This is a genomic window from Prodigiosinella confusarubida, from assembly GCF_002847015.1.
GTDB classification, from domain to species: domain Bacteria; phylum Pseudomonadota; class Gammaproteobacteria; order Enterobacterales; family Enterobacteriaceae; genus Prodigiosinella; species Prodigiosinella aquatilis.
Map to the genome: position 1 here is coordinate 4,288,493 of NZ_CP025085.1, position 16,568 is coordinate 4,305,060.

Sequence of the window (16,568 nt, forward strand, 5' to 3'; positions counted from 1 at the left end):
TAAATTAAGTATGGGGTTATGCCTCCACGTGTCCCATTACACCGACTCTGAATGCAAGCACCAGAGCACCCCGGCAAATGTGTCGACACGTGTGTGTTATATACACATAGTGAGTTCTATGAAGATTCAGCCATTTCTGTCGCAGAAATATAGCCGGATCGTCGGCGCGCTTTATACCATAATCAGCCTTCGGGCACCAACTTTTGTTGTGTGTTATACCAATGTTATGGAATCATGATTTGGCAGTGTCTGGCGGGGCTGATACCATAAGTTACTATCTTGTTGACTCTATTTCGTTAAAAACAACGACACTTGTGGACAAATTTCAATGGCAATATCAATTAAAACAGCTACAGATATCGAGAAAATGCGTGTAGCCGGGCGCTTGGCTGCTGAAGTATTGGAAATCATCGAACCTTATGTGGTTCCCGGAGTCAGCACCGGCGAACTGGATCGTATCTGTCACGATCATATCATCAATAAACAGCATGCGATCTCAGCATGCCTGGGTTACCACGGTTTTCCGAAATCAGTCTGTATTTCTGTTAATGAAGTAGTGTGCCACGGTATTCCCAGCGATGAAAAAATTCTGAAAGATGGCGACATCGTCAATATTGATGTCACCGTCATCAAAGATGACTTTCATGGCGATACATCAAAAATGTTTATTGCCGGGAAACCCACCATTTTGGGAGAACGCTTATGTCGGATCACCCAGGAAAGCCTCTATCTGGCGCTCAAGATGGTTAAACCGGGCATTCGTCTGCGCACCCTGGGTAAAGAAATTCAGAAATATGTGGAAGCCCAGGATTTCTCCGTGGTACGTGAGTATTGTGGCCACGGCATTGGCAAGGGTTTCCATGAAGAACCCCAAGTGCTGCATTACGATGCCGATGACGGTGGTGTGGTGTTACAACCCGGCATGGCGTTCACAATAGAACCGATGGTCAATGCTGGTGATTTCCGCATTCGCAGCATGAAAGATGGCTGGACAGTAAAAACCAAAGATCGCAGCTTGTCGGCGCAGTACGAGCATACTATTGTGGTGACAGAAAACGGCTGTGAGATAATGACGTTGCGAAAAGATGACACCATCCCCAACATCATCACACATCAGGAATAAACACCAGCCGGCAATCGCCGGCTTTATTATGGTGGAAGATTTCTGTTTACCCGCTTTCGGGCCGCCACAAGTGGTGTTTAAAATCACTCTCTACGATTTCATATGGGTTGAGTAACATGATCGACAGAGACCTTCCGCACGATACGCCAGAGTCCGCCGTCGCGGTCCATATGACCCCCACCTCGCCATTAACCTTCAGCGATGGCATGCTCGAATGCCAGACGCTAAAACAGCATCTGGAACAATTCCAGTTGTGGTTGGCCGATGAGTTCAAAGCGGGTGTCAGTGCGGAGATATTAATTGATGCAAGAACCTTGTTTATCGATCATCTGTTGCAGCGTCTATGGCGCTTTTATGGCTTTGAAAACGTACAACAAACCGCTCTGGTCGCGGTAGGCGGTTACGGTCGTGGCGAGTTGCATCCACTTTCTGACATTGATCTGCTGGTATTAAGCCAACAAAAGCTGAGTGAAACCCAGTCGCAAACCATCAGCGCGTTTATTACCTTACTGTGGGATTTGAAACTGGAAGTCGGTCATAGTGTCCGCACACTGGATGAATGTCTGCATGAAGGGCGAGCCGACATTTCCGTTGCTACCAACCTGATTGAATCTCGAATGATTTGTGGCGATGTCGCGCTTTTTCTTACACTTCAGAAGCATATTTTCAGCGACGATTTCTGGCCCTCAGAGAGGTTTTTTGCAGCAAAAGTTGCTGAACAGCGGGAACGTCATCAACGTTATCACAGCACCAGTTATAATCTGGAACCTGATATTAAAAGCAGCCCCGGAGGCTTACGGGATATTCACACCTTGCTATGGGTCGCCCGTCGCCATTTTGGTGCTACGTCCCTGAATGAAATGGTGGAATTTGGTTTTCTGACCGAGGCTGAACGCAATGAATTGAACGAGTGCCAGAGTTTTCTCTGGCGTATCCGCTTCGCGTTGCATCTGATTTTACCTCGTTACGACAATCGACTATTGTTTGACCGTCAGCTCAATGTTGCCCAGCTTTTACAATATCAGGGAGAAGGCAACGCTCCGGTAGAACGAATGATGAAAGACTTCTATCGAATGACGCGGCGAGTAGGTGAGCTGAACCAGATGCTGTTGCAACTGTTTGATGAAGCTATTCTGGCACTGGATACCAGTGAAAAACCGCGTCCTCTTGATGAAGAATTCCAGTTGCGCGGCACCCTGATAGATCTACAGGACGAAACGCTGTTTGAGCGTAAACCTGAATCCATTATGCGTATGTTTTATGCGATGGTACGCAATAAGGAAATTACCGGTATCTATTCCACCACGCTGCGCCAGTTACGCTATGCGCGGCGTCACCTCGCCAAACCCTTGTGTGCCATTGAGGAAGCGCGTCATCTGTTCATGATGATACTACGCCATCCCCACGCTGTGAGTCGGGCGCTGTTACCGATGCATCGCCACAGCGTATTGTGGGCTTATATGCCCCAGTGGGGAAACATTGTCGGACAAATGCAGTTTGATCTATTCCATGCCTACACGGTAGATGAGCATACCATCCGGGTACTGATGAAACTGGAAAGTTTTGCCGATGAATCCACCCGCACCAACCATCCACTGTGCGTGGAGCTTTATCCACGTCTTCCACAGCCCAACCTGCTTCTGCTGGCCGCACTGTTCCATGATATCGCCAAAGGTCGGGGAGGAGATCACTCCGAGCTGGGTGCCAAAGACGCACTTGAATTTGCCGCCCTGCATGGTCTGAACTCGCGGGAAGCTCAGCTTGTTTCATGGCTGGTTCGCTGCCATTTGCTGATGTCAGTCACCGCACAGCGCCGTGACATTCAGGATCCGGTGGTCATTCAGCACTTCGCCGAGCAGGTTCAAAGCGAAACCCGGCTGCGTTATCTGGTTAATTTGACGGTGGCGGACATCTGCGCCACTAATGAAACGCTCTGGAACAGTTGGAAACAAAGTCTGTTACGCGAACTCTACTTTGCAACCGAGAAACAACTGCGTCGTGGTATGCAAAACACACCGGATCTGCGTGAACGGGTACGGCACCATCGCCTACAGGCGTTAGCACTGCTGCGCATGGATAACATTGACGAAGAAGCACTGCATGATATATGGAGCCGCTGCCGCGCTGACTATTTCCTACGTCACTCACCAAATCAGTTGGCCTGGCATGCACGCCATCTGCTGGAACATGATACCAGTAAACCACTGGTGCTGATCAGCCATCAGGCCAGCCGTGGCGGTACTGAAATATTTATCTGGAGTCCAGACCGTCCTTATCTGTTTGCTGCCGTAGTCGGCGAGCTGGATCGTCGAAATCTCAGTGTTCATGACGCCCAGATTTTTACCAGCAGGGATGGGATGGCGATGGATACATTTATTGTGTTAGAACCGGACGGTAGCCCGTTGGCACAGGATCGTCACGAAATGATCCGCTATGCGATCGAGCAGACGTTAACGCAACGTGATTACCAAAACCCGCGTATCCGGCGTCCATCGTCCAAGCTAAGACACTTCAGTGTTCCCACGGAAGTCAGCTTTCTACCAACACATACCGATCATCGTAGTTATATGGAGCTTATCGCGCTCGACCATCCCGGTTTGCTGGCCCGTATCGGAGAGATTTTCGCCGACCTTAACTTGTCATTACACGGTGCACGAATTTCCACCATTGGTGAGCGTGTAGAGGATTTATTTATACTGGCGGATGATGAAAGCCGGGCATTAAGTCCCGAATTGCGCCTTAAGCTACAAGAACGGTTGACAGAAGCCCTTAACCCAAACGATAAAGTAAACTTGTCTTAATTGTTATTTCAGTAAATCAGGAAAGAGAAACAGAATGCAGCAACTACAGAACACCATTGAAACCGCCTTTGAACACCGTGCGGAAATCACGCCCACTAACGTGGACAGTGTGACACGTGACGCGATAAACCAGGTAATCAGCCAATTGGACAGCGGGGCATTGCGTGTCGCTGAAAAAATCAACGGCCAGTGGATCACGCATCAATGGCTGAAAAAGGCGGTACTACTCTCTTTTCGCATCAACGATAACTGTGTGATGGAGGGTGCCGAAACCCGCTATTACGACAAGGTACCGATGAAATTTGCAGATTACGACGCCGAGCGTTTCCTACAGGAAGGTTTCCGCGTTGTACCACCCGCCAGCGTTCGCCAGGGTGCCTATATTGCTCGCAACACGGTACTGATGCCTTCCTATGTCAATATCGGCGCTTATGTTGATGAAGGCACCATGGTGGATACGTGGGTTACTGTCGGCTCTTGCGCGCAGATCGGTAAAAATGTTCATCTGTCTGGTGGTGTTGGTATCGGTGGCGTACTGGAACCATTGCAGGCTAACCCGACAATTATCGAAGACAATTGCTTCATCGGTGCTCGTTCTGAAATTGTAGAAGGTGTCATTGTTGAAGAAGGGTCCGTCATCTCCATGGGCGTGTTCATTGGTCAAAGCACCAAGATCTATGACCGTGAAACCGGTGAAATCCACTATGGCCGGGTACCCGCTGGCTCCGTGGTCGTTTCCGGTAATCTCCCCTCTAAAGATGGCAGTTACAGTCTCTACTGCGCCATTATCGTGAAAAAAGTGGATGCCAAGACCCGCGGTAAAGTGGGAATTAATGAGTTATTACGCACCATCGACTAAACTTCTCTGGCGGGTTAAATAACCTGCCATTTTTTTATGACCGGTAAGCTATCACAGACAACACAGACCAGCTACATCACTATAGTGACATGATTTACAACAAAAAGGTGGTGCTATGTACGACAATCTGAAAAGCCTGGGTATTACCAACCCGGAAGATATCGACCGCTACAGCCTGCGACAGGAAGCCAGCAACGATATTTTGAAAATTTACTTTCACAAAGACAAAGGTGAATTTTTCGCCAAAAGCGTCAAGTTTAAGTATCCCCGCCAACGTAAAACCATTGTGGCTGACAACGCCGGGCAAGGTTATAAAGAAATCAATGAGATCAGCCCAAACTTGCGCTATGTCGTCGATGAGCTGGATCAGATTTGTCAGCATGAACAGGTAGAAGTGGATTTAAAACGCAAAATTCTTGATGACCTGCGTCATCTGGAGAGTGTCGTGACCAATAAGATCAGTGAAATCGAAGCCGATCTGGAAAAACTAACCAAAAACCGCTAATCCTTTCCAGCACATGCAATCCGTTACTTTAACAGGACCTGTTCACTGCTAATCCTGTGCTTAGGGTGCCACCATGTCAGGTTCCTTCTCAAGGAGCACGAAACGTGGTGGTTGCCCTATTTTACTTACTTAAACTCAACAGGCAGTAGACCCCGGCCCGTTATTTTGTCTACTCGGCATTATCCTTGCGAATCAATCAGCTCCGCCCATTGCTTCACCCATGGAGATGAAAGCACTTCAGGCTCTGGATGCTCAGTTGCATCAATTTCCAGTACCTGACCAATGCGTTGCGCCCCGATCTCCTGCAACAGCGAATCAAACTGATGACCGCCGCCACAGAAATGCTCATAACTGCTATCACCCAGGGCAATCAAACCATAATGTAACGCTGGCTGATAACCGCCCTTCTCCCGCAGCGCCTCATACAGCGGTGCAATAGACTCCGGCAATTGCCCCTGGCCAGTAGTGGACGTGACTACCAACACATAATGCTGACAGTATGCCAACCAGGACTCTAGCGAAGCGTCCTCAAACACAGCCACTTCGTGACCATGCTCTTTGAGAATGCTTTCCGCTTCTTCAGCAACCAACAACGCGTTCCCATAAACCGTGCCAACAAAAATGCCTATCTGCGCCATGATACTGACTCCCTTATGATTAATGCCGCAATCAAGTCAGCTATCCTGCCCCGGACAATCAGGAAACTCAACCCTTTCAAATTCAGGGAGATTCCCCTGCCACCCCAATTGTGCCATGACACCTTGCCACGGATCATCCCAGCGAGCTTCAAACGTCAGCATGTCTCCACTGACCGGGTGTGGCAACGTTAATCGGCTGGCATGTAACATCAACCGACCACAGGAAAAATGTGTTTCCATTCCACGATTCTGACGTAAATCACCATGGGCAGAGTCGCCAATAATGGGATGACGTATATGTGACATATGCCGGCGTAGCTGATGTTTACGACCCGTTTCCGGCTTCAGTTCCACCAGACTATAGCGGGACGTTGGGTAACGACCAATTGCTACCGGCATTTCCGCCTGAGCCAATGCCTGATAATGGCTGACCGCTGGTTGGGGGCCCTTATCCAGATTGGCATATTTATCAGCAATTTTATCCAGCTCTTCCGTTAGTGCATAGTCAATCACACCAGAGTCAAAGACGTACCCGCGCACCACCGCATGATACGTTTTCTGGATTTGATGCTGCTCAAATTGGACCGAAAGTTTACGTGCCACCTCACTCGACAGCGCCAGCAACAGGAGTCCTGACGTTGGCCTATCCAGTCGATGAACCGTGAACACATGCTGGCCAATTTGATCGCGTACCGTCTGCATAACAACGACTTTTTCCTTGCGATCCAGCCAACTACGATGGACCAACCAACCTGACGGCTTATTCACGGCCACCAGATACTCATCCTGATAAATGATTTCAAGCATCTGATTGCCCGCTTAACAACACATCGAGCCGCCCCAGTTCAAACAACAGCGGCTTCACCCCTTCCAGAGTGTCATCCAATGCTTCTTCAAAGTAAGGCAATAGAGAAAAACGTGATGGCAAAGGTGCGTTGCTATCCAGTAGCCTATGCATCCGGGGTAACAAGACCCACTGCAACCATTGCTCGGGACGCATGGTATCAATACAAAAGGGTTCAGCACTGTTAAACGCTGTGGAATCTGGCGGGGACGACTGCCAGAAAGGGCTCTCTTTCAACACGCGCTCGGTTTCAAACAGCGCCTGACGAAGCTGGATCTCTACACTCATGCAAGTATCTCGACAGACTAACAACAAGGCGGCAAAGCATAGCATTGTTGCTTCCACCGATCACTCAACAGCCAATTCTGACGGAAAAAATGGGGGTACTGATTGCTCAGTACCCCCGATTCGTTTTATAGCAATCCCGCTACACAATTGCGTCCCTGCTCATCCTTGAAAACTTTTCCTTGAACGGTCTTCCTAACCAACAATCCTTGCCGGCGATCCCTCTTTCATCCTTGACGGTCGTTCCTTCATGATCATCCTGATCATTTCTCCTTTAGGCTCCTGCCCCACCAGCCTTCCCTATGCTGGCTCTCATTCTCCTTCCTGGAGGTGTCCTTCATTCTTCCTGAAAAAAGAGTCTGGCCATAACAGAACGCTGTCTACCTTCTTCATGATGGTATGAAATACTCTGTTACTGTGTTGCTCTACTGAATAATAAGATGTATTAATTAAACTGAATCGGCAAGCCACTTACACGGTGTAATAACCACACAAATTATAAAAGAAAGTAATAGAAATCATTAATCCCTTAATTAATAATGAAAAAAATAAATATAAATGTAAGTTACATATTAAAGAGAAGAGATAACTTACAAGTAATGTAAGAGATATCTTACAAGGCAGAAAGCGAAACACGGTTCAGTAATGCGGAATCAATGGCTGGAGCTTATCGAGGAAGTCAGATAGTGTGGGGGCCAGAACATCCCGTTGCCTGGTACCAAACTCTTCCAGAATAACTTCGCCACTAATATTACATAAAGATATAAGCGTCATTTCAGTATTTGTGGTGGCTAAAAACAATGTTGGTGGCAATTTCAGTCTTTTCTGTGTCAAAAGATGACCAATCAGATTCTCTTGCATACGGATAAAATCATCCTCACTCCATACCTGCAATAAAGTGCAGGCAATATCACCGTAATTCGCTTCCATATCGCCTGCATATTGACAGGTAAAAAATGCATGAGCGGCAGGATGGATACGTATGTTCAGCGCACGTTCGACGCCATCCAACCGAGATGCTAAACCGGAAGGTTGCGGCAACCATTGCACACGATGATCATCACTGGCAACAATGCATGGTGACCCCACACCATGCAACGCTTCACTGGCCGGAGGATGCCCCATCTCCATCTGCCATAAATTGACATAACGTTGTGTAAACGTGCTCAGCGCCTGTACTATCTCATGCTCCATAATGTCTCTCATCATTTTGTCTGCCGGGTTACACTCATTGCCATTATATCTGGCTGATTATCCCTATAGTGCGGGATGTGGTCGACGGTTAAGGCAATAAAATGCGTGGAAATGCGCAACTTTTCCTGCTAACTGGAACCACCATTGGCAAAACGATGGCAGCACGTTAAGGTAGAGACAAACCGGTAAAGCATTACGTGATTGTCGTAACATACTGCATTTCAAGGAGTAAAATTGATTACACATATTAGCCCATTAGGGTCAATGGATTTGTTATCGCAGTTGGAAGTAGACATGCTGAAAAGCACTGCCAGCAGCGATCTTTATCGCTTATTCCGTAACTGCTCACTTGCTGTACTGAATTCCGGCAGTCAGACTGATAACAGTAAGGAGTTACTCTCCCGTTACGAAGACTTTGACATCAACGTGCTACGTCGTGAGCGTGGAGTAAAACTGGAATTGGTGAACCCTCCTGAAGAGGCATTTGTCGACGGTCAAATTATCCGGTCACTGCAAGCCAACCTGTTTGCCGTATTGCGCGATATCCTGTTTGTTAATGGGCAAATTGCTTATGCGAACTATTATCAGCACCTGAATCTGGAAGATTCGACGCATATTACCAATCTGGTATTTTCCATTCTGCGTAATGCCAGATCACTACATGTGGGGGAAGAACCAAACATGGTGGTGTGTTGGGGCGGCCACTCGATCAAGGAAAGCGAATACCTTTATGCACGCAAAGTTGGCAGCCAACTGGGATTACGGGAATTAAATATCTGTACCGGATGTGGTCCTGGCGCAATGGAGGCCCCAATGAAAGGCGCCGCCGTCGGCCATGCTCAGCAGCATTACAAAGAGGGGCGTTTTATCGGCATGACCGAACCGTCTATCATTGCCGCCGAACCGCCGAACCCATTAGTGAACGAACTCATCATCATGCCAGATATTGAAAAACGGCTGGAAGCGTTTGTCCGACTCGGTCATGGCATCATCATTTTCCCAGGCGGTGTGGGTACGGCTGAAGAGTTTCTTTATCTACTGGGGATCATGATGAACCCGGCAAACAGTGAACAAGTTCTGCCCATCGTGCTGACTGGACCAGAAGAAAGCGCGAATTACTTCCAGGTGCTGGACGAGTTTATCGTCAGCACGCTGGGCCGTCAGGCACGCCGTTACTACTCTATCATTATCAATGATGCGCCCGAGGTGGCCAGACAGATGAAAAAGGCCATGCCGCTGGTTAAAGAACAGCGCCGCCATACGGGTGATGCCTATAGTTTTAACTGGTCAATGCGCATTGAAGCAGACCTACAGCGGCCCTTTGAGCCTACACACGAAAATATGGCAAACCTCAATCTGCATCCAAATCAACCCGCAGAACAACTGGCCGCGACATTGCGTCGAGCTTTCTCTGGTATTGTCTCAGGTAACGTCAAAGAATCAGGTATTCACGCCATTGAGCTGAATGGCCCATATAAATTGCATGGTGATGCGGAAATCATGAAAAACATGGACAAGCTGTTGCAAAGCTTTGTCGCCCAGCAACGCATGAAACTTCCGGGCAGTGCCTATATTCCTTGCTACGAAATTTGTACCTGACAACCTCGATACCGATGGTGAAAACGACGTTACTATCGGTAGCATCAGGACTCTGCTTATGCTCGTACATCTATTAATTATTGATGCGCTTAATCTGATCAGACGTATCCATGCGGTACAGGGTTCTCCCTGTGCCACGGCTTGTGTGCATGCAGTCAACCAACTGATACAGCACAGTCAACCGACCCATGCAGTAGCCGTGTTTGACGATGAAGATCGCTCGACAAGCTGGCGCCATCAATTATTGCCGGAGTATAAGGCCGGACGAAAGGCCATGCCGGAAACACTGCGGCAGGAGTTGCCGCGGATTAAAGAAGCGTTGCTCACCATAGGGATCAATAGTTGGCATTCGCCCGGTGATGAAGCCGATGATCTGGCGGCGACGCTGGCAAAAAAAGTCGCCACACAAGGGTTACACGCGACGATTATCTCCACGGATAAAGGATATTGCCAGTTACTGGCGCCAACCATTCAGATTCGTGATTATTTCCAGAAACGCTGGCTGGATTTACCTTTTATTCAGCAGGAATTCGGCGTCACCCCACAGCAATTACCCGATTATTGGGGGTTGGCAGGTATCAGCAGCAGCAAAATTCCAGGGGTCAGTGGCATTGGCCCAAAAAATGCGGCGCAGTTACTACAACAGGCCGGTTCACTGGACAATCTTTACCAGCAATTGGACCAACTACCTGACAAGTGGCGCATTAAACTGGAGCAACAGCGCGAGATGGCTTACTGCTGCCGTCAAGTAGCAACGCTCAGGACTGACCTCACACTTCACGGTAATCTGCAACAACTACGATTGCGCGCATCGGCTGGGTAATCCCAGCCCATTCTGTGCAATAATAAATCACCCGCGCTCATCGCGCCGCCCCGGCATAGCACTCCAGATACGTCGGGCATGTATCGTGACTTCTTCTCGATCGTGGTAGAGCTGTTTAGCGTGAATTTCAGAATTGATACCGTTTTCCTGCAAACGCTCGGTAAGCAAGGCCAGATTCTGCATCACTTCCTCATAGCGTTTTTTCATTGGCAACTTGAGGTTGAAAATAACCTCACGACACCATCCATTAACCAACCAGTCGGCCATCCTGTTAGTCACTTTCGCCGGTTTCTCCACCATGTCACATACCAGCCAGGAGATATTGTTACGGGGGGGTTCAAAACGGAATCCATCGACCTGATGATGAGTAACCTGTCCGGTATCCATCAGACTGGGAGCCATCATTCCGTTATCAACAGCGTGAACCATCATGCTGCGTTTCACCAGTTGATAAGTCCAACCACCGGGACAGGCCCCCAGGTCTACCGCATGCATCCCGCTGGCCAGCCGCTCATCCCACTCATCGGCGGGAATAAACACATGGAAAGCCTCTTCAAGCTTCAGAGTGGAACGACTGGGAGCATCAGATGGGAATTTAAGACGCGGAATCCCCATGTAGAAAGGAGAGTTATTATTAGTGTAGGAGTACCCTACATAACAACAGCCTGGCGCGATAAAGAGTACATGTATCACGGGTTTATCAGCCCTCTCCTGCGCCAGCAAAATATGATGCTCACGTAAAACGGCACGTAAGGGCACCGTAAATTTGCGACAGAACGTCATCAGCTCTTTACTTTCATTGGTGTCAGGCACTTCAACCCGCAGTTCACCAGCGCACTCCAGTACCCCCGTCAACATACCCACAATCGGCGTGATACGATCTTCCGGAGGCAGGTCCCGCAACAATTCGCCACAGACCATCATCTGCCGGACAAAAATCAGTTCCCGAAACGGCAATTCCTTAATCAAACGGTCAGCATCTTCATGTTGATAACATTCGAATATCACATAACCGCTGTTATCCTTTACTCGCACGAAACCGTATACATTGTAACGAGCGGCTTTATCGGTAATTTCCGCTGCACACTCTTTTTCAAAACCGGGCCGACAATACAAAATAACTTTATTCATGCTACTCAGCCTTTTTCTTTAAACGTAAGGCACCAATCAACAACAGTATCCAACCCACCAGGAAAAATACGCCACCCACCGGGGTAATATAGACCCAGAATTTCAGGAGAGAGAGTGCCAGACAGTAAAGACTACCGCTGAATAACACCGTGCCAAGTCCTAAAAAAACACTGCTCCAGTAGAACCACAAATTGCTTCTCTGATTCATGGCGATAGAAAGGGCCAGTATCACCAGAGTATGAAAAGCCTGATATTGTAACCCGGTATGTAACCAGCTCAGTTCAACGTCACCTAGAGATTTACTCAACACGTGAGCACCAAATGCCCCCAGCGCGACATAAATAAATCCGCTAATGGCAGCAAATACCATCATGAAACGACTGTTCATCGTTGTTATCCATTCACAAAGAAAGAGAGATCTGAAACCGTTATGGTATCAGCGTGTATTGTGATCATAACGAAAGCGAAATTTTTCCTGCTCACTGGCCGCCCGAGAGAGTATCCACTGGCGAAAGGCGGCTATTTTACCTAGTTCGGCCTGACTGTCATGACATACCAGATAAAAAGCGCTCTTGCTAACCAAAACATCACTAAACGGACACACCAACCGGCCCGCTTCAAGTTCTGTCTGTGCCATCACGTTATTGGCCAATGCCACGCCCTGCCCATGAATGGCAGCCTGTAATACCATAGCGCTGTGACTGAAAATCGGCCCCTGTTGCACATTAATCTGCTGAATGCCCAGTTGCCGGGTATAAGCCAACCAGTCCCGGCGGGAAGCGTCATGTAGCAAAGTGTGCCAAACTAAATCTTCCGGTGTTTTCAGCGGATGTGCTCCCGTCAGCAATAGCGGGGAGCAAACCGGCAACAAGTACTCGGCATAAAGTTTTTCCACCCGTAAGCCCGGCCAATTACCCCGTCCATAAAAAATGGCCACATCTACATCATCAGACAGACGATCCTCTTCTCGATCTACTGCCTGAATCCGCACATCAATGCCGGGATAATCCGAATTGAAACTGGACAACCTGGGTACCAGCCAATGGATAGCAAAACTAGGCAACAGACTGACGGTCAATGCCCCTTTGGCACTGCGGGCCTGTAACTTACGCGTAGCTTCATTCAGCGCAGAGAAAATTTCTTTTATATCCAGAAAATAACTTTGCCCCTCCTCGGTAAGCAGCAACGAACGGTTGCGCCGTCGGAAAAGCTTCAAGCCAAGAAAATCTTCCAGAGACTTGATCTGGTGACTGATGGCAGCCTGAGTAACAAACAACTCTTCAGCCGCTTTGGTGAAGCTTAGATGGCGGGCAGCCGCATCAAATACGCGTAGTGCATTGAGTGGAGGTAGTCGTTTTGACATAAACGGATTTCTTTTATTTACCGGGAAGTAACGTGTAATACACACTCATATACACATTAGTTTTTATAATCCGAGGCATTATAAATTGTCCGTTGAGGATGCACCAGCAAATACCTATATTAGTGCTACTTCCTGAGCCGGAACGAAAAGCGCGAAGGGGAAATCCTGATGTGCTTTTGGCTTGTGGTTGTGATGTTGTGTTTGCTATTTGTTTATTGTCTGCCTTTTCAGACACCGGTAGCTCAGCTACTTTTTCACTTCCTGTATTTACCCTGTCTGTCTATAGTGATTTTGTATAGCACCGCGTACTTGCGGTGCTTTTTTTTGTTATGAATGTCCCGTTAGTAACCCAAACACTATCAATGCGTTACTTGGCTTCACTCATTTGTTCTATATCGGAACGGTTAATCTGTTGCTCGTTACCCTCGGCGTCTTTGTATTTAATCATGCCGGTTTCATCATCCACTTTAGGTTTTCCTTGCGCCACAATATCCCGCCCGTCATGGGTATGCATAACGTAATTACTGGAACAGGCCGCCATAGAAAATGCCATCATAACCACTGCCAAAATTAATATATTATTCTTCATAATAAACTCCCGGTAATTTTAAAAACCCATTAATTGAATCTAAATGCCATAAAACTCCATTTCTTAACAGTGCTAAGGTTAGCAACCTTTATTCGTTTTGTCAGAATATGCGCTTAAGCATTGTCTGAAACTTGTTTCGACGGCAAGAATGCGACAAGATCTGCCGCTCAATAGAGGACTGCTATGAAACTGTTCAACGCCGCCACTTTTCGCCAACAATTCCCAGCATTACAGCAGCCTGGGGTCTACCTTGACAGTGCCGCCACGGCGCTGAAACCACAGGCAGTTATTGACGCTATCGAACAAAGTTATTCTCACCATATCGGGAATGTGCATCGTAGCCAGCATCATGGTGCCCAGGCGTTAACTCAGCAGTTTGAAGATGCCCGTGCGTTGGTCGCCGCATTTATCCATGCGCAAGACAGTCGAAACATCATCTGGACCCGTGGCACCACCGAAGCGATCAATCTGATTGCGCAAAGTTATGCTCGCCCACGACTACAACCTGGTGATCAGATCCTGGTGAGTGAAGCCGAGCACCACGCGAACCTGATCCCTTGGCTCATGGTGGCGCAGCAAACTAGCGCACAAGTCGTCAAGCTGCCAATTGGCACGGATTTAGTGCCAGATCTCAACCAACTGGCAACCTTACTGACACCCCGGACTCGGTTGCTGGCACTGGGGCAAATGTCAAATGTCACTGGTGGGATGCCTGATCTGGGAAGAGCGATTACGCTGGCACATCAGGTGGGGGCCGTCGTGGTTGTAGATGGTGCTCAGGGCGTCGTCCATCACACACCCGACGTACAGTTGTTGGATATCGACTTTTATGCCTTTTCCGGTCACAAGCTGTATGGCCCTACCGGGATTGGCGCACTGTATGGCAAACCTGACCTGCTGGAATCCATGCCACCGTGGCACGGCGGTGGGAAAATGATGACGGATGTTTCTTTTGCCGGTTTTGTTCCTCAGGTTGTTCCTCAGCGTTTTGAAGCCGGAACGCCGCATATTGCCGGTGTGATCGGACTCGCTGCCACGCTACGCTGGTTGGTCGAACAAGATATGGACGCCGCCGAACAATACAGCACGGCATTAGCTGAAGAGGTGGAAACCCGGCTGGCCACGCTTCCCGGCTTTCGCAGTTTCCGCTGTCCGGGTTCCAGCCTACTGTCATTTGAATTTGACCAGGTACATCACAACGATCTGGTTACGTTGCTGGCGGAAGACGGTATTGCGCTGCGTGCCGGCCATCACTGTGCACAACCGCTGATGAACGCGTTAGGTTTGAAAGGGACATTACGCGCCTCTTTTGCCCCTTATAATACCGAACAGGACGCAGACCGATTGGTTGAAGCCACCCGGAAAGCACTTGAATTACTTACTGATTAAATGACACAACATGAATAACCCACAACCTACACAGCATCCGTTTGGCACACTCATCACCACAGAAGATTTGGCACAACAATTTAACGCCTGTCGTTCATGGGAAGAACGTTATCGCCAGATTATTTTGCTGGCCAAACAGCTTCCCGTGTTACCCGAAGCACTAAAACAGGATCAGATAGCACTGTCAGGCTGTGAAAATCAGGTCTGGCTGGGTTATCAGCGCCGGGATGATGGCACCCTGCATTTTTACGGCGACAGTGACGGCCGTATCGTGCGCGGTTTGCTGGCAATACTGCTCACCGCCGTAGAAGGGAAAACACCAGAAGACCTGGGTCAGCAAGACCCACTGGCACTTTTCGAACAATTGGGTTTACGGGCACAGCTCAGCGCGTCACGAGCCAGTGGATTGTCAGCGCTGGCGACACGCATTCACGACATCGCCGCACAGAAACGCTAATTTACGCAATCGGTCTCTGCCGCTGCGCTTTAGCCATCATTTTTTTCAGCGCATGTGACACAGCCACAAAACCAAATGTCGCAGTGACCATTGTTGCCGCGCCGAAGCCAGAGGCACAGTCCATCCGCTTTACACCTTCCGCCGTGCTGCGTGAAGCACAAACAGAGCCATCTGGTTGAGGATAGACCAGCGGTTCACTGGAAAACACGCAGTCAATACCCAGCTTACCCTTGCTGTTTTTTACAATATTAAAATCATGTTTCAGCCGTTCGCGCAATTTCGCCGCCAACGGATCCTGAATGGTTTTGGCAAGATCTGCCACTTCAATGCGCGTTGGGTCAATTTGCCCGCCGGCACCGCCGGTTGTCACCACCGGGATCTTATTACGTCGACAATAGGCCAGTAATGCGGCTTTAGCACGCACGCTGTCAATGGCATCAATGACATAGCTGAAATTTTGAGTCAGCAACTCTGCCATATTGTCTGCATTGATAAAATCGTCCACACAAGTCACGCGGCACTCAGGATTAATCGCCAAAATACGCTCGGCCATCACGTCGGTTTTTGGTTGGCCGGTATACTGGCGCAGTGCGTGGATCTGCCGGTTGGTATTGCTAACACACACATCATCCATATCAATCAGGGTAATCGCGCCAATGCCGGTTCGCGCCAGTGCTTCCGCCGCCCAGGAACCGACGCCGCCAATGCCAATCACACAGACATGTGACTGGGCAAACAACGCCAGCGCCGGCTGGCCGTATAAACGAGCGGTACCACTGAAACGTTGCAAATAACCCTCGGATAATGGCGTACTCATTACAATCAACCTTGCAGAAATGAAAATAAAACGGTACGAATCATACCTCAGCGACGTTCATTTGCGGAGTAAATTACTTCGGATGTCAGGTAGTAGCCTCGCGACGATTAAAAATTTCTTCTGGACAATTTATCCCGTCTTCGATCATGTT

17 protein-coding genes are annotated in these 16,568 nt (G+C 48.7%); 8 read left to right on the forward strand and 9 right to left on the reverse strand.

Translation table 11 applies throughout. From position 1 onward, the window contains the following. Positions 1-328: 328 nt before the first annotated feature. From map to CWC46_RS19515, 4 genes are all read left to right on the forward strand, one after another. Positions 329-1,123: a type I methionyl aminopeptidase gene (map, locus tag CWC46_RS19500; protein ID WP_021014871.1), complete on the forward strand. Its 795-nt coding sequence runs from the start codon at positions 329-331 to the stop codon at positions 1,121-1,123. Positions 1,124-1,239: 116 nt separating this feature from the next. After that, complete coding sequence (gene glnD / locus CWC46_RS19505; protein ID WP_021014870.1) at positions 1,240-3,924, forward strand: bifunctional uridylyltransferase/uridylyl-removing protein GlnD; 2,685 nt, start codon at positions 1,240-1,242, stop codon at positions 3,922-3,924. Positions 3,925-3,958: 34 nt separating this feature from the next. Beyond that, complete coding sequence (gene dapD, locus CWC46_RS19510) at positions 3,959-4,783, forward strand: 2,3,4,5-tetrahydropyridine-2,6-dicarboxylate N-succinyltransferase (RefSeq protein WP_021014869.1); 825 nt, start codon at positions 3,959-3,961, stop codon at positions 4,781-4,783. Between the two features lie 115 nt (positions 4,784-4,898). After that, positions 4,899-5,288 (forward strand): DUF3461 family protein, encoded by a 390-nt coding sequence (locus CWC46_RS19515; protein WP_021014868.1) that lies wholly within the window; start codon positions 4,899-4,901, stop codon positions 5,286-5,288. A gap of 179 nt (positions 5,289-5,467) precedes the next feature. Here CWC46_RS19515 and CWC46_RS19520 read toward each other — a convergent pair whose 3' ends face one another. The 4 genes from CWC46_RS19520 to syd form a co-directional block, all read right to left on the reverse strand. Next, positions 5,468-5,926, reverse strand: a complete 459-nt coding sequence (locus CWC46_RS19520; protein WP_021014867.1) for a flavodoxin — start codon at positions 5,924-5,926, stop codon at positions 5,468-5,470. A 36-nt stretch (positions 5,927-5,962) separates the two neighbouring features. After that, positions 5,963-6,733 carry a tRNA pseudouridine(65) synthase TruC gene (truC, locus tag CWC46_RS19525; protein ID WP_021014866.1) on the reverse strand — a complete coding sequence of 257 codons (771 nt, stop codon included), beginning with the start codon at positions 6,731-6,733 and terminating at the stop codon, positions 5,963-5,965. After that, the gene (locus CWC46_RS19530) at positions 6,726-7,058 is read right to left on the reverse strand and encodes a YqcC family protein (protein WP_037380683.1); all 333 of its coding nucleotides are present in this window, start codon (positions 7,056-7,058) and stop codon (positions 6,726-6,728) included. The genes truC and CWC46_RS19530 overlap by 8 nt, the downstream gene beginning before the upstream one ends. Positions 7,059-7,694: 636 nt before the next feature. Continuing rightward, the gene (syd, locus tag CWC46_RS19535) at positions 7,695-8,249 is read right to left on the reverse strand and encodes a SecY-interacting protein (protein WP_021014864.1); all 555 of its coding nucleotides are present in this window, start codon (positions 8,247-8,249) and stop codon (positions 7,695-7,697) included. Between the two features lie 234 nt (positions 8,250-8,483). On the opposite strand from syd, the gene ppnN reads away from it, so the two are divergent. Together ppnN and xni are read left to right on the forward strand one after the other, a co-directional pair. Further along, complete coding sequence (gene ppnN / locus CWC46_RS19540; RefSeq protein ID WP_021014863.1) at positions 8,484-9,848, forward strand: nucleotide 5'-monophosphate nucleosidase PpnN; 1,365 nt, start codon at positions 8,484-8,486, stop codon at positions 9,846-9,848. A 58-nt stretch (positions 9,849-9,906) separates the two neighbouring features. Then, positions 9,907-10,671 (forward strand): flap endonuclease Xni, encoded by a 765-nt coding sequence (xni, locus tag CWC46_RS19545; protein ID WP_021014862.1) that lies wholly within the window; start codon positions 9,907-9,909, stop codon positions 10,669-10,671. A gap of 27 nt (positions 10,672-10,698) precedes the next feature. Here xni and rlmM read toward each other — a convergent pair whose 3' ends face one another. From rlmM to CWC46_RS19565, 4 genes are all read right to left on the reverse strand, one after another. Continuing rightward, a complete protein-coding gene (gene rlmM, locus CWC46_RS19550) occupies positions 10,699-11,802 on the reverse strand; it encodes a 23S rRNA (cytidine(2498)-2'-O)-methyltransferase RlmM (RefSeq protein WP_021014861.1) in 1,104 nt (367 codons plus the stop codon). A gap of 1 nt (position 11,803) precedes the next feature. After that, a complete protein-coding gene (locus CWC46_RS19555) occupies positions 11,804-12,190 on the reverse strand; it encodes a DUF423 domain-containing protein (RefSeq protein WP_021014860.1) in 387 nt (128 codons plus the stop codon). A 48-nt stretch (positions 12,191-12,238) separates the two neighbouring features. Then, positions 12,239-13,165, reverse strand: a complete 927-nt coding sequence (locus CWC46_RS19560) for a transcriptional regulator GcvA (RefSeq protein WP_021014859.1) — start codon at positions 13,163-13,165, stop codon at positions 12,239-12,241. 367 nt (positions 13,166-13,532) lie between these two features. Beyond that, the gene (locus tag CWC46_RS19565) at positions 13,533-13,754 is read right to left on the reverse strand and encodes a YgdI/YgdR family lipoprotein (protein ID WP_021014858.1); all 222 of its coding nucleotides are present in this window, start codon (positions 13,752-13,754) and stop codon (positions 13,533-13,535) included. 183 nt (positions 13,755-13,937) lie between these two features. Between CWC46_RS19565 and csdA the strand changes: the two genes are divergently transcribed. After that, positions 13,938-15,143 carry a cysteine desulfurase CsdA gene (csdA, locus tag CWC46_RS19570; protein ID WP_021014857.1) on the forward strand — a complete coding sequence of 402 codons (1,206 nt, stop codon included), beginning with the start codon at positions 13,938-13,940 and terminating at the stop codon, positions 15,141-15,143. Positions 15,144-15,153: 10 nt separating this feature from the next. Then, positions 15,154-15,600: a cysteine desulfurase sulfur acceptor subunit CsdE gene (gene csdE, locus CWC46_RS19575; protein ID WP_021014856.1), complete on the forward strand. Its 447-nt coding sequence runs from the start codon at positions 15,154-15,156 to the stop codon at positions 15,598-15,600. 1 nt (position 15,601) lies between these two features. Here csdE and tcdA read toward each other — a convergent pair whose 3' ends face one another. Next, positions 15,602-16,417: a tRNA cyclic N6-threonylcarbamoyladenosine(37) synthase TcdA gene (gene tcdA, locus CWC46_RS19580; protein WP_021014855.1), complete on the reverse strand. Its 816-nt coding sequence runs from the start codon at positions 16,415-16,417 to the stop codon at positions 15,602-15,604. Positions 16,418-16,568: the final 151 nt, after the last annotated feature.